Origin of the sequence: Shewanella algidipiscicola (assembly GCF_003605125.1) — a bacterium.
Lineage (GTDB): Bacteria > Pseudomonadota > Gammaproteobacteria > Enterobacterales > Shewanellaceae > Shewanella > Shewanella algidipiscicola.
Genome location: NZ_QPQT01000009.1, coordinates 1 through 13,620, shown reverse-complemented (window position 1 = coordinate 13,620; position 13,620 = coordinate 1). Strand labels below are relative to the sequence as shown.

8 protein-coding genes are annotated in these 13,620 nt (G+C 48.7%); 2 read left to right on the top strand and 6 right to left on the bottom strand.

Features of this window, described 5'->3' with window-relative positions; translation table 11 throughout:
- Positions 1–139: 139 nt before the first annotated feature.
- The 4 genes from DVO77_RS11095 to DVO77_RS19275 all read right to left on the bottom strand — a co-directional run bounded on the left by DVO77_RS11095 (position 140) and on the right by DVO77_RS19275 (position 6,887).
- Entirely contained in the window at positions 140–1,588 is a 1,449-nt protein-coding gene (locus DVO77_RS11095) for an alkaline phosphatase (RefSeq protein WP_249038157.1), read from the bottom strand.
- 4 nt (positions 1,589–1,592) lie between these two features.
- A complete protein-coding gene (locus DVO77_RS11090) occupies positions 1,593–4,049 on the bottom strand; it encodes an alpha/beta hydrolase family protein (RefSeq protein ID WP_119978388.1) in 2,457 nt (818 codons plus the stop codon).
- Positions 4,050–4,123: 74 nt separating this feature from the next.
- A complete protein-coding gene (locus tag DVO77_RS11085) occupies positions 4,124–6,565 on the bottom strand; it encodes a TonB-dependent receptor domain-containing protein (protein ID WP_249038156.1) in 2,442 nt (813 codons plus the stop codon).
- The gene (locus DVO77_RS19275; protein ID WP_249038155.1) at positions 6,552–6,887 is read right to left on the bottom strand and encodes a hypothetical protein; all 336 of its coding nucleotides are present in this window, start codon (positions 6,885–6,887) and stop codon (positions 6,552–6,554) included. Before DVO77_RS19275 ends, DVO77_RS11085 begins: the two co-directional genes overlap by 14 nt.
- A gap of 378 nt (positions 6,888–7,265) precedes the next feature.
- On the opposite strand from DVO77_RS19275, the gene DVO77_RS11080 reads away from it, so the two are divergent.
- Positions 7,266–9,452 (top strand): winged helix-turn-helix domain-containing protein, encoded by a 2,187-nt coding sequence (locus DVO77_RS11080; protein ID WP_119978387.1) that lies wholly within the window; start codon positions 7,266–7,268, stop codon positions 9,450–9,452.
- A 137-nt stretch (positions 9,453–9,589) separates the two neighbouring features.
- Here the strand turns inward: DVO77_RS11080 and DVO77_RS11075 are convergent, their stop codons facing one another.
- Positions 9,590–10,702: an anhydro-N-acetylmuramic acid kinase gene (locus DVO77_RS11075; RefSeq protein ID WP_119978386.1), complete on the bottom strand. Its 1,113-nt coding sequence runs from the start codon at positions 10,700–10,702 to the stop codon at positions 9,590–9,592.
- A gap of 9 nt (positions 10,703–10,711) precedes the next feature.
- Entirely contained in the window at positions 10,712–12,139 is a 1,428-nt protein-coding gene (locus DVO77_RS11070; RefSeq protein ID WP_119978385.1) for a peptidoglycan DD-metalloendopeptidase family protein, read from the bottom strand.
- Positions 12,140–12,266: 127 nt separating this feature from the next.
- On the opposite strand from DVO77_RS11070, the gene tyrS reads away from it, so the two are divergent.
- Positions 12,267–13,463, top strand: coding sequence for a tyrosine--tRNA ligase (gene tyrS, locus DVO77_RS11065; protein WP_119978384.1), 1,197 nt, complete (start codon positions 12,267–12,269; stop codon positions 13,461–13,463).
- The last annotated feature ends 157 nt before the right edge of the window (positions 13,464–13,620 follow it).

Here is a 13,620-nt window from a genome sequence, read left to right as displayed (position 1 = left end):
CATCTTAATGGGCTAAACCGATTGGCGGCAATGATAACATTTGTTACGCCGCAGTATAGAGGATTTTGTTGCGAGGTGAGGCGGGGAGTCAGCCGGCCGCAATACATTGGCGGCCAGCATCTTTACCCAAGGAGCAGGTTCAGTGAATTAAGTCGATCAATTTTTTGGCGATTTGGGTATTGTCTTGATGACCATTAAATTGCGCTGCACCTTGGCCATAAGCAAATACTTGTACGTCGACGGCGTCGTGGCCTCCGGTTGTCCAGCCGGTAGAGGTCAGGGTGTCAATTTGTTGCTTTAATAGCCTAGTGGCTTCTTTTACCCCATTATCTTGTGCTAATGCCGTTTGCAGCTGCTGGCGATACTCATTGCGTTGCTCGGCATCGATAGGTAAGCCTAAGTGTGTTTGCCAGAAATCGTAAAAGGCCTGCTCACTTGCCAAATGTGCTGGCGATTCGTAGAGCCACTTGGCTAAGGTGCTGGGCATCTGCTTGACGCTATGCAGCAGTTGACCACGCCATTGATAGATCCCATCTGCGCCGAGGCTAAGGCCGCCCGTCGAGTGATCCGCTGTCATCACCAATAAGGTGTTGGGATGTTGGTCGATATAGTCGACGATCCGTTGGGTCGTGGCGGCTAAATCGGTCATTTCTGCCATAGCACAGGCAATATCATTGCTGTGGCCACACCAATCGATTTGGCTGGCTTCTATCATCATCACAAAACCTTTGGGATTAGCTGGCAGCAATGTGAGCGCATGCTCGGTCATTTGGCTTAAGCGCAATGGGGCTGGGCTGTCCAAGGCTGGCGCTAACCCTTTGGGGGCAAATAGTCCCAAGGCGGGTAGGCGATCGAGTTGGCTCAGCGCATTGAAGTCGTCTTGATATTGATAACCTAAGGCGCGCAGTTCGGCGACTAAATCTCTATCTTCACGTACGAAATATTGTTGGCCGCCACCCAGCATTAGGTCAGCAACTGGCTTGTTGTCGATGAGATTGCTGAGGAAATCATCGGCTATCTCATTGTAGTTTCTGCGATGTTCATTGTGGGCCAAAAAGCTTGCTGGGGTGGCGTGGTTAATCTGTGAGGTTACCACCACGGCGGTAGTGCGCTGCTTAGCTTTGGCATATTCGAGCAAGGTCGGCAAGACTTGTTTGTCGCTATTAACGGCAATGGCGCCGTTATAACTTTTATGGCTGGTGGCTAGCGCGGTTGCTGCCGCCGCCGAGTCGGTGACATAGGTGTCATCATCGGGATAGGTGCTCGCCATGCCGACTAACAGCTTATCAAAAATGGTCGCTTCAACCACCTTTGTGCTGGGATCATCATTGAAGTAGCGATAGGCGCTGGTGTAGGCGGGACCCATACCGTCGCCTATGATGTAGATGATATTGGTGGGCGATGCCGAAGCGCCGCCATGCAGGATTAGGGCTAGGGGCACGATGCTCCGAGAAACCCAACGTGAGCGAGCCGAACGGCTCAAGCCCCGACGGAGGGCCGCAGCCAGACGTACCATAGTGGCAAAGCATGACTCTAATATAAGTTTTGATGCCAGTTCTGATGTCGATTGCAATGTGGATTGTGTCATTATATTACTCCAACGACTCGATAGATTCAGGGGCTTCAGCGCTATGGGCCTTGTCGATGCCAGCGTTAATGGGCTTAACGTACTGCTCTAGCCATTGCTGCTGCTCCCAAAGCATGTGTTGTAACGATTCTTTGGCTGCGTAGCTGTGGCTTTCATAGGGCAGCATCACCAATTTTGCCGTGCCCCCTAGACCGCGGATCGCGTTAAACAGTCGTGATGATTGCATCGGGTAAGTGCCTGAGTTGGCATCCATCTCGCCATGGATAAGCAGTAGTGGCTCATCGATTTTATCGGCATGGGTAAAGGGTGACATCTGCTGGTAGAGATCGGGGGCTTCCCAGTAGTTACGCTTCTCATATTGGAAGCCAAAAGGGGTTAAAGAGCGGTTATAAGCGCCGCTTCTCGCGATACCGGCTTTAAATAGATCCGAGTGAGCCAAGAGGTTAGCGACCATAAACGCGCCATAGGAGTGACCGCCGATGGCGACTCTGTCTGGGTCGGCAACCCCCATGCCACTTAAGATATCAATGGCCGCTTTGGCATTCGCCACCAGTTGGGAGCGAAAACTGTCATTGGGCTGAACATGACCTTGACCGACAATCGGCATAGCCACTTTATCGAACACGGCAAAACCTTGGGCGACAAATGGCAGTGGCCCTTTGGCGCTGATCCCTTGGTATTGATGCACTGAATAGTTCACTTGAGCGGCGACTTTCGCATCTTTATACTCGCGCGGATAGGCCCACATTAGCAGGGGCAGTGGCCCTTGTGATTTATCATATCCGGCAGGTAAGTAGAGCATGCCTGAGAGGGGTAAGCCATCGGCACGCTGATAGTTAACCAGTTGGCGAGTCATGCCTTTGTAGGCCGCCAGCTCATTATCGGCCTGATAAAGCAGTTGCTCGCTGCCTGTGTGTGGCTCAATTAACACTAAATGTGGTGGGGTTATAGAGTCTTCACGCTTAATGATTAATTTAAGTGGTGACAAACTGATGACATATTTGACCTGCTCAAGTTTATCGTTCGCGCTTTGCCAGATAATCTTAGCTTCTTTGGTGTCGAGGTGAGTTTGCTTAAGGAAAGGGCGGTAGCCCTTGGCCGATGCACCAATGCCATAATGACTGAATTTACCTTGGGTTATATCCACAAGGGCAGGCACTTGTTGCCTGTCGCGATAGAGCTTACCGGGGGCTTTATAGGTGTCGCGTTGGGCCTTTTGGTACCAGAGGTTAGCGGGCTTAGCGTTGTCTGTACCCAGTAAGCTTACATCCAAAATGCTGACGCGTTCCTGCTTCTTGTTGGCATTGTTTTCAGTGACAAACAGTTGGCCTTGTTCAGCCCAATCAAGGTCGTTAATGCGCCATGGCATTTGCAATAAAGTCTGGGGGACTTGAGTAAATGGCGCAGGCCAGTTGAGCACTTCATCACGCAGCGCTGCAGGTTGTTCACCATCGCCGTTATCCAGTGGCAGGACAAAAACCAAGGTGTCGGGTTGATCGGGTCGCCAGTGAATAAGGCGCGGGCCACCGCTGACCGAGTCGGCGCCAGCAGCGCGAAACTCGCCACTGTCGATATGACCTAAGGTTTTGATATGTTGGCCATCACGGCCAAATAGCTCAACCTGCTGGGCAAAGTCATAGTATTTAACGATGTAGGAATAGGGCGCGTGTATCTGTTTTGCGATCAGGTACTGATCGTTTGGTGATAGGGCAAAGTGACTGTTAATCTGCGGTTGGCCGACATTGGTGCGTTGACCATCGAGGGTAATGATCGCCAATTGGCTGGTGGTTAACTGCTTAAATGCCTGCTCATCTTGCTGATTTTGAATTAAATCTTGATAAGTACGCCTTGGGGCTTTTTCGCCCAAGGCATGGCTAATGTTAGGGCCTATATCAGCAAGGGGAGCTTGCTTATCTTGTGGCACTGCGAAGGTGGTGACGATGGCCTTGCTGTCATGTTGCCATTGGTATTTGGCGCCAAATACCGCATTGAGCGGGCTGGCGTTGAGGCGGCGGGTTTGACCGCTAGCCAGTTGATATAGGTAGAGATCAACGGCGCGAGGCGTAATGGCAATGTAGCTTAGGTATTGACTGTCGGGTGAAAACTGTACGTTAGCAATGTTAGCGCCTTGCTGCTGTATGGTGAGGCGTTTATTGTTATCAAGATTAATTAACGTAATGAACTGGTAGCGTTTTTTCGGTCGGCTTTGGGCTAAGTTGTCTGGCGAAATTCGTAGGCCTGCCAATTTTTTTTCGCTCTGGGCCAACTCATGAATACTGGGATGGGTCTGAGGATGCAATAGCGCTATATGGCGTGCATCGCGTGCCAGTCGTGTATCGACCATTTTGGTTTGTTCGAGCACCTGTTGCAGTGGCGCCGAAGGCCGCTGATAGTCGCTAGCCGTGGCGTGGAGGCTGGACAGCAAGATCAGGGCAGCCATTAAGTATTTTAAAGTGTGCATTAGTTATCCTGACTTAAATGCATGACGGATGAAAAAGCGCCCATTTGGGCGCTTTTTATGACTTATTCAAAAGCTTAAAACTTTTGTGAATAACCTAAGAATAAGGTGCGACCCACGATAGAGTAGCTGCTGTTGCCTTCTTCGAAGAAGGGCCAATCGTTATGATTGTCGCTGCGTACATCAAACAGCGGTGGCATTTCATCGGTGAGGTTTTTCACCCCAGCAGTAAACTTACCATTCCACGGCGCGTTGTAACCTAGGGTTAAGTTGATCACCTGATAAGCATCGAGTGTATCGGGATAATCATCTTGTTCATAGCTATCGCCATTGGCATCAATAAGATCAAAGGTATCGGTACCCGTGGCTTCCCCTGTGTAGTAGTAGGCTAAGGTTGCGCTAACATCTTGATAGTTCCAAGTCAGGCTAGCATTACCTTTCCATTTAGGCACAAAGTTAGTGTCGGTTTCTTCTTCAACCTCACTGTCGACGTTCTCTTGGTACTCTTTGTTAAGCAGGTAAGAGGCGGCCAGTTTCAGTTTAAAGTCGCCTGCTGCGGTTTCAGCAAAACGATAGTTAAAGCTGGCATCGATACCCTGTGAAGCTTCATAAGCACTGTTAATCGGCCCTTTACGCATACACGCTAAGTTGCTGATCCCATCATCATCGAGCTCGTTGAGGTAGCCGACTACATCCATCTGATCACAGCTCGTGTAGTTGCCCGTTTGGTTATAGCTTGGATCATCGAGCATCTCACGAGTAGAGATGGTTTTTACCGCTCCTTCCAGTTCAATGTTCCACCAATCTAATGAAATATCAGCGTTCTCACTAAGGTTGGCAACAACCCCAATGTTCCAGAAATCACCCTTTTCTTCAGTTAGGTTCAGGTTGCCTGAGCTAAAACCATCGTAGCTATCTTCATAGATCTCATTGGGTATGGTGGGATGTGGGTAATCTGTGCTGCCAAAGCTGCGAGTTAGGCCAGCATACAAGCGATGCATATCGGGGGCTCGGAAGCTTTTACCTATGTTGGCACGCACCATTACTTCATCGATAGGGCGATACATAATACCTAGTTGCGGTGTGGTAGCGCCGCCCACGTTTGAATCGTCTAAATAGCGGTCATAACGCAGTGCCGCAGACAAATCTAATGATTTTACCCCAGTCATGTTAGCCAACACCGGGATCTGTACTTCACCTGCGATGGCAACGCGATCGCGATCGCCTTCACCACCCGTCCCCCCCATGCCGATAAAGCCGCCGCTCTTAGTGACTTCATCTAGGGTATCTTCATAGCTTTCACGCGCCCATTCGGCTGTGGTGGCAAAGCCAACGCTGCCTGCGGGTAATTCCATGAGGTCGCCAGTAAATACCGCTTGGAACTGATGCATGCTCGAGGTGGAGTCTTTGGTTGAGGCGCCAATCAAGGCTTCAATTTGGGTATCGGTAAGCTTATTGTTTGGATACCATTTAGTCGGATCTGTGTTGTTAGGATCGAAGGTGATGATATCGAGTAGTCCATCGGCACTCACCATATGATTATTTTGTTTCTCATAACGGTTAAAGCCACTCGACCAAGAGAGATCCAGTTCATAATCGCCTATTACGCCGCTGGCACCCAATGAAAACGCTAGCTTGGTATTTTGGGTGTCATAGATACGATCGCCTGGGAACTCTTCCATACGACGACGCAGCTGGAACTTGTTGTCGTTAGCAAATTCACCAGAATCATAGCTCAGCGCGCCAGTGGCTTGATCTTCATAGATGTAGGTGCCAAAGCCTTTCTCATCTTTGTACTTCTGCGCCTCTTTATATGAGGCGTTGATCATGCCGTACAGCTGCCAGGCATCATTAAGATCGTAAGTGCTGTTAACGACTAGGTTGATTCTGTCATAGGCCGATTGCAGGCCACGGTCGGCATATTTGTCATAGTAGCAATCGTAAGTTCCCACTGGGGTATAAATGCCTTTGTCACCGAACAGGTCGGTACATTGCGCCTGGTCTAGTGGGCTATATTTGTCACTGGTATAGACCTTGTCATAGTCGCGGATCCACGAGGCCCAGCTAGAGGCTGCTGCATCTCCATAAGGACCTGCGCCCCAACGTATATTGCCATCTTCATCTTCATAGTAAGCAGGGTTGAATAAGCTGTCGCGCTGCGAGGTTTTAATCGCTTCAACTTTCTTGTATTCGAACATGATTAAGGTTTGGCTATTTTCGGTATTAATACCCTGCAGGTATGACAGATCAAGTTGCTCGCCACCACCTTGGGTCGGTGAGTTGTACTTAACCGCCGCCTTAGCGCCGTCATATTCTTTCTTTAAGATAATATTAACCACACCGCCGACGGCGTCTGAGCCGTAAATGGCCGATGCCCCGCCGGTGAGAATTTCGATACGCTCTACTGCTGCGGTAGGGATATCAGAGGTATCAACGAAGTTACTTGAACCGCCAGCAGCACTGGGGAATGACGCTTGACGACGACCATTGATCAACACCAGTGTTCTATTGGCGCCCATACCGCGTAGGTTGACAGAGCTTGCGCTGTCGGTAAAACCGTCGCTTTCGCCATATAAGTGAGCCGCCGGTATTGGCGACAGATGATTGCAGCACTTCTGCAATAGACGTTAAGCCACTGTTAGCGATATCGTCGGCAGAGATCACTGTCACTGGTGCTACACCTTCAAAGTCTGCACGTTTAATACGTGAACCCGTGACTTCGATTTTTTCTATTTTTGCTTCATTGTTATCGGTGTCGCTTTGTGCCGCTATCAGTGTGGTGGGTGCAAAGGCCAGTGCCAGCGCTATGCTTATGGCTGAATGCTTAAGTTGGGGTTTCATCTAATATGATCCTTATTATTATCGTTAACTATCTTTTTTATCTGCAAACCTAAAGAGCTTTACTGGCTGCTCCGTGTGATGTGCGGAGAGCGCAAATGACGGTGTTGTTTAACCATCAAGATAGCTTGCTGTTTACTGCGCCTAGTTGTAACTAACTTGTTACTCTCTCACAATGCCTAGCGTGTCGTTTATAGGTTGTTTATATCTCTATTTAAAGTCTATTGTGTTTTTAAACATGGTCTTACGTATCTATTATTGTCTATTTTTAATTGTGTTGTTTTAGCGTTAACATGACAGTTGGTGTTACACTAGCTCTACCTTCTGATGACTTTAATGGGTCATATTTTTATTAATTGCTAACAAAAAATGGGGGTTTAGGTGGCTGTAGTAAAAGAATTGGGGTTTAAATTGGGTAGGTGTGAGGTGTCTCCATTGGGGCACAGTTTAGTGTTTTCCCCTGAAACGCCTGGACAAGATGCGATGCAGGTTTCTTTGCAGCCTAAGTTTATCGATGTGCTGTGTTACCTTGCTCAGCATTATCCTAACGTGGTGACTCGTGGAGCGTTAATCGATGCTATTTGGGATGGTAATCGTTATGTGGGGGCAAAAGCGCTGACCAATGCCATATGGCACCTGCGTAAACAGTTAAGCCCGGTAGCAAACGGGCAAGAGATCATTGAAACGGTAAGAAAGTCGGGTTATCGACTGCTTATCGCACCAGAATTTAATCCTGAAGACGTAGCCGATAAACCCGATCTATTACAACAGACGCAGGAACAAGTGACGAGACTCAAGCGAGGGTATCGTCAAGGCCTGTTGGCCGCTGCGGTCCTAGTACTATTGCTGACAGGTTTTACGACTTGGCACCTGTATCATGATGAGGCGCATTTTATCCCCACTACCAAAAAACAATTAACCACGGCCACAGATGCCGAATTGTTTCCTAACGTGTCGCCCGATGGGCGTTGGTTGGTGTATGGCAGCCGGGGTAATGACCAAAGCTACAGTTTGTATCTGAAAGATCTTAATGCCTTAAGCGATACCCCTAAGCGACTGACCTCGGTTAATTCGGCTGAGATCCGCGCGGTATGGAGCCCTGATGGTAATACGCTCTATTATCCGTCACAGCACAGTACAACTCGCCAGTGTCATATTATGCAGTTAACCATAGAGAGCGGCGAGGTGACGCCGTTGGCACCTTGTAACTCGTTTAATACCGCGTTAGATCTCGCGCCCGATGGCGATCAATTAGCTTATATTTGGCTAGCGGAAGGTGATGAGTCATCAGGTATCTATACCTTGGCGCTTGAGTCATTAGGCTCACAGCCTCAAAGGTTGTCGTGTCAACAAGATTGCTTGCATCGCGACAGGGATCTTGCGTATAGCCCCGATGGGCGCTGGATGGCGATAGCGCGTCGTTTTGGTAATATTTCAGAAGATATTTTTTTACGCGATTTAAGCTCGCAGCAGGAGCTACGTTTAACCACTGGGTTGGAAGATATCCGTGGTTTAAGCTGGCACCATGATAGTGAGCGATTAGTTTTTAGCACCGAAAACTCTGGCGTGCGCAATGGTTATATCGTCGATATTGACGATAAGCAGATCCAACCTCTAGATGTGGAAGGGATGAGTTATCCCCGCTTTATCCCCGAGCGCAGTGAGTTAGTATACGCTAACTATATTCGTGATCATCAGATCTCACTGCTAGCGTTAGATCAATCGATCCCCACCACGCCGTTTTCGTTATTAAATGTGGAATACAGCTACCGTAATCCAAGTTATTCCGCCAGTCGTCAACGTATTGCCTATGTGTCAAATCAAACCGGTTTTAATGAGGTGTGGAGCGTCAATACACAAGGTGGCGATATTCGTCAGCATACACAATTGAAACGGCGCGTGGCTTACCCCAGTTGGTCCCACGATGGCAGTAAAATCGCATTTTTAGCGCCTGATGATAAAAATGAAGGTAATAAAATCCATGTGCTCAATCTCGACACTGGCTCTATAGCCATTTTGGCGACGCCCTATTTAGATCACAACCGTCCCAGTTGGGGCTGGGATAATGAAACTGTATTTGCGAATACCCTCGATGGCATTACCGAGTTTTACCTCGATAATCGCCCGCCCAAGGTGTTAAGTTCGCTTAATATGCGCCTTGGTCAGTCTATTACGGCAGATAAGTTAGTCTTCACTCGCCTTGATAAAGCGGGTTTATGGGCCTTAGCACTTGAGGAGACCGAGGCGCCATTATCTGATGAACCGCGGCGAAGTTCTACGACGAGTAAGCTTGAGCTGCTACTGGGTGGCGACAAGTTTAATGAAGGCTACAACTGGGTCGCAACAGAGAAAGGCGTCTATTATCGAGCTAACCATAGCGACCATCAGTTAGTTAATTTTTGGCGATTTAATACCAATTTGGTCACGCCCATTATTAAGCTTCCCCCCACGGTTATCCCGCGTGCGGGCTCGATGGCTTATATTGCTGATTCGCATAGCTTACTGCTGACCCAGTCACAAAACTCGAAACGCGATGTGATTAAGTTACAGCATAGATTATTGCTATAGCGATAGAGATCTGCGGCAAGATTTACGACCATCAGTGATTGATGGCCGTGAACATTTTTTTGGGGGGGTAAGGGCTAGTCGGCCAGAACGCAAATCGTGTTAATCGACAGTGGTCTACTCGCAATGATTAATCGACGTTAGGCGGCAGGAAACAAGCCACCAAGCACGGCTAAGCGTGAAGCGCCGGTCACGGCTGGCAGGTTGCCCGGTAGGCTATCATGATAGCGCTTAGCCAGCCAAGCAAAGGCGATCCCCTCAACCCATTGCGGGTCTATGCCCAGCGCTGCTGTGGTATCGATGTGATAATGGGGCAGCAACTTGGCCAGACGGCGCAGTAGCTCTTGGTTAAATGCACCGCCACCGCAAACAAACAGCTCGGCCTTGTCAGCCAGTTTAAGGCAATCGTTGGCAATGCTGTGGCAGGTTAAGTCCAATAAGGTTGATTGAATATCGGCTTCATCTAAATAGCCAAAGTCTGCGGTTTGCTGCTCTAACCACGCTTGGTTGAAAAGCTCGCGTCCTGTGCTCTTAGGTGCGCTTAAAGAGAAATACGCATGGGACAACATCTGGTTGAGTAATTTTACATCTGTCTTGCCGCTGGCAGCCCATTGGCCGTCGTCGTCATAAGGCTCATCTTTGATCTGCTTTATCCAAGTGTCTATTAGGGTATTACCAGGGCCGTTATCAAAGCCGATCACCGCGCTGGCATCACCGGGTAGATAAGTGATGTTAGAGATGCCACCGATATTTAATATGATGCGCTTGCTGCCCGTTTGAGCAAAGCTTTGCTGATGAAAGGCGGGCACCAGTGGCGCCCCTTGGCCACCTAAGGCGATATCTTTGCGTCTAAAGTCGGCGATAACGTCGATGTCGGTGAGGGCAGCGATGGTATTTGGGTCGCCTATCTGCAAGGTAAAGCCCATCTCAAGGTTCGGCATATGGCGCACGGTTTGGCCGTGGCTGCCTATGGCCTTGATATGTGCCTTATCGATATCCGCTTTGCTTACCAGCGCATTAACGGCCTTGGCAAACAGTTGTCCCACACTTCTGTCGAGCGTGCCTAAATAATTGATTTCATCATGACTGCCAGACTGGCAAAGTCGCTGTAATCCACTCAACAGATGGCTGGGCAGTGGCTCGGTATGGGTGTCGATAAGCGTGAGCTTATCGCCCTCAAATTTCACTAATACGGCATCGACACCGTCCATGCTGGTGCCTGACATTAGGCCGATATAGTACTGAATGCTCATCTGTTTACCTTACTGTGCGGCAAGCTGAATATCGTTATTTTGCTTCAGTTTTGCCATCATCTGTTGACTAACGGCTAAGAATTGTTGCTTCTCTTTGCTGTCGATAGGCATCGACTGCGGTAGCTTAACCGTGCGCGGATTACGGTGTACGCCATTGACGATAAATTCATAATGCAAATGGGCGCCTGTGACCCGACCGGTAGAGCCGAGCGTGCCGATGATTTGCCCTTGTTTTACCGTTTGGCCTTGCTTGACTTTACGCTTATTGAGATGCAGATATTTAGTCGTGTAGGTTTCATTGTGTTTAATAAACACATAGTTGCCATTGTACTGGTTGTAACCTGACTTTATCACGCGCCCCTTGCCCGCGGCTTTAATCGGTGTGCCAACGGCGGCAACATAATCCACACCACGATGAGCTCTTACTTGGCCTGTGACCGGGTGTAATCGGCGTGGATTGAAGCTTGAACTGACATATTTAAAGTCTACTGGTGAGCGTAAGAAGGCTTTACGCATGCTGCGCCCTTCCGCCGAATAGTAGTTGCCATCTTTATAGCGCACCGCGGTGTAGGTATCGCCTTGGTTTACAAACTCGGCAGCTAAAATATTGCCATTTTGCAGGAACTGGCCATCGGCAAACTCCTCTTCAAATAAGATGGCAAACTTGTCGCCTTGACGCAGGTCGAGCGCAAAGTCGACGTCCCAACCAAAAATGGTAGCCAACTGCATAATTTGGTTCGGGGTTAATCCCGCGGTCACCCCAGCATTCCAAAAGTTACTGTTAATGGTAGCGCTGGCAAATTTAGTCCGTTGTTCTACCTGTTTAGTGATCACCTCTTCACTATAACCGTCTGTCTGCTTGTTAATGACTAAGGTGGAGATGGGATCAAGGTGATAACGTAACTGGCTGAGCTCGCCGCTGCTATTTTTGACAATGGCTATCTCTTCACCGGGTAATATTTTAAGTAGATTCTTTTTAGCTTTAGGCAGTTGGGTGATTTCGTATACATCACGGGGGGTGAGATCGGCACGTTTAAAAAGTTTGGCTAAGGTATCACCACTGCGTACGGTAAAGTGCTCTGTGTATTGCTCACTGGCAGAGGGGGGCGTTGCATTTTTTACTGCTGTCTCGTGTTCAGATGTTTGGTGTAACTGGTTTATTTCGTTTGCTATATCGTCTGCGCTGGGGGCTTCTGGAGTTCTAAAGGCGAGTGGTACAGGATAGACTTTGGCATTGCCATTAGGATTAATATCGCGCTGTGGGTTAGCGTCATCGCCTAAGGGGATGGTGCCAGAGCGCGTGCTATTGGTGGCGCGCGAAGCTTGTGCATCGTCGGTAGGTAACAGTAACACTGTTAGGGTGACGACCATGAGTATGCCCAACAAAATTTGATGTGGCTTGGGTAGTAATTTTAAGAGTGTAATGACCTTTCCCATTGACTCCGATACCAATTTTCAAAACTTAAGCGATTCCTAGTAGTGTACACCCTTTCATTTGTGCTGGCTAACAAGTAACATGAGTACCCCGTAATTTATCTATAGGCTCTTAGGAGTAGCTGCCAAAATGGCTGATTTAGACCAAGCATTAGCAGAAATACAACGTGGTACCGATGAGATCCTTCTCGAAGCGGATTTACTGGAAAAACTGAAAGAGGGGCGTCCGCTGCGCATTAAGTTGGGAGCCGATCCTACCGCACCAGATATCCATCTTGGCCATACCGTTATCTTAAATAAGATGAGAACTTTCCAAGACTTAGGTCACGAAGTAATCTTCTTAATTGGTGATTTCACTGGTATGGTTGGCGACCCAAGTGGTAAAAATAGCACTCGTCCTCCGTTGACGCGCGAGCAGGTATTGGCTAATGCCGAGACCTATAAGCAGCAAGTGTTTAAGATCCTCGATCCCGCTAAGACCCGTATCGAATTTAACTCAAGCTGGCTTGAAGATTTGGGGGCGGCAGGCATGATCCGCCTGGCATCACAGCAGACCGTTGCCCGCATGATGGAACGTGATGATTTTAAAAAGCGCTATGCATCGGGTCAGTCTATTGCCATCCACGAGTTTATGTATCCTCTGCTACAAGGTTATGATTCAGTTGAGCTTAAGGCTGACGTAGAGCTAGGTGGTACCGACCAGAAGTTTAACCTGCTTATGGGGCGTGAGTTACAAAAAGCGGCAGGGCAGAAGCCGCAAACCGTGATCATGATGCCACTGCTTGAAGGCCTAGATGGCGTGAAGAAGATGTCTAAATCGGCGCATAACTATATTGGTGTTAGCGAGCCAGCTGGTGAGATGTTCGGTAAAATCATGTCGATTTCAGATGATTTGATGTGGCGCTACTTCGAACTGCTCTCTTTCCGTCCGCTAGGCGAGATTGAGCAGCTTAAAGCCGATGTTGCTCAGGGTACTAACCCAAGAGATGTGAAAATTGCCTTGGCTAAAGAGATCATCGCCCGTTTCCATGATGAAGCCGCAGCAGAAGCGGCTCATCAAGAGTTTATCAACCGTTTCCAAAAAGGGGCGCTGCCTGAGGATATCGAAGAGGTTGAACTTGTTGCGGGCGAGGGCATTGCCATTGCCAATGTGCTCAAAGAAGCAGGCTTGGTTGGCTCGACGTCTGATGCCATGCGAATGATTAAGCAAGGCGCGGCAAAGATTGATGGCGTTAAGATTGAAGATACCCGTCTGCAGCTGAGTGCTGGCACCTCGGGTGTGTTCCAAGTGGGTAAGCGTAAGTTTGCCAAGATTACGTTAGTCTAAGCTATAACGCTGATTGACTCACTTGCTATAGTAAAAAAGCCTGCAACTGCAGGCTTTTTTGTGTCTGGAACACTTATGCCAAAAGCCAGGGAGGGATACTTTTGGTAATTGTGTCTGGAACATTGATGCCAAAAGCCAAGGAGGGATACTTTTGGTA

What these genes read in the sequence shown, in the direction of transcription:
- DVO77_RS11095 (WP_249038157.1), bottom strand. Translation starts at nt 1,588, where the DNA reads ATGACACAATCCACATTGCAATCGACATCAGAACTGGCATCAAAACTT.
- DVO77_RS11090 (WP_119978388.1), bottom strand. Translation starts at nt 4,049, where the DNA reads ATGCACACTTTAAAATACTTAATGGCTGCCCTGATCTTGCTGTCCAGC.
- DVO77_RS11085 (WP_249038156.1), bottom strand. Translation starts at nt 6,565, where the DNA reads ATGGGCGCCAATAGAACACTGGTGTTGATCAATGGTCGTCGTCAAGCG.
- DVO77_RS19275 (WP_249038155.1), bottom strand. Translation starts at nt 6,887, where the DNA reads ATGAAACCCCAACTTAAGCATTCAGCCATAAGCATAGCGCTGGCACTG.
- DVO77_RS11075 (WP_119978386.1), bottom strand. Translation starts at nt 10,702, where the DNA reads ATGAGCATTCAGTACTATATCGGCCTAATGTCAGGCACCAGCATGGAC.
- DVO77_RS11070 (WP_119978385.1), bottom strand. Translation starts at nt 12,139, where the DNA reads ATGGGAAAGGTCATTACACTCTTAAAATTACTACCCAAGCCACATCAA.
- tyrS (WP_119978384.1), top strand. Translation starts at nt 12,267, where the DNA reads ATGGCTGATTTAGACCAAGCATTAGCAGAAATACAACGTGGTACCGAT.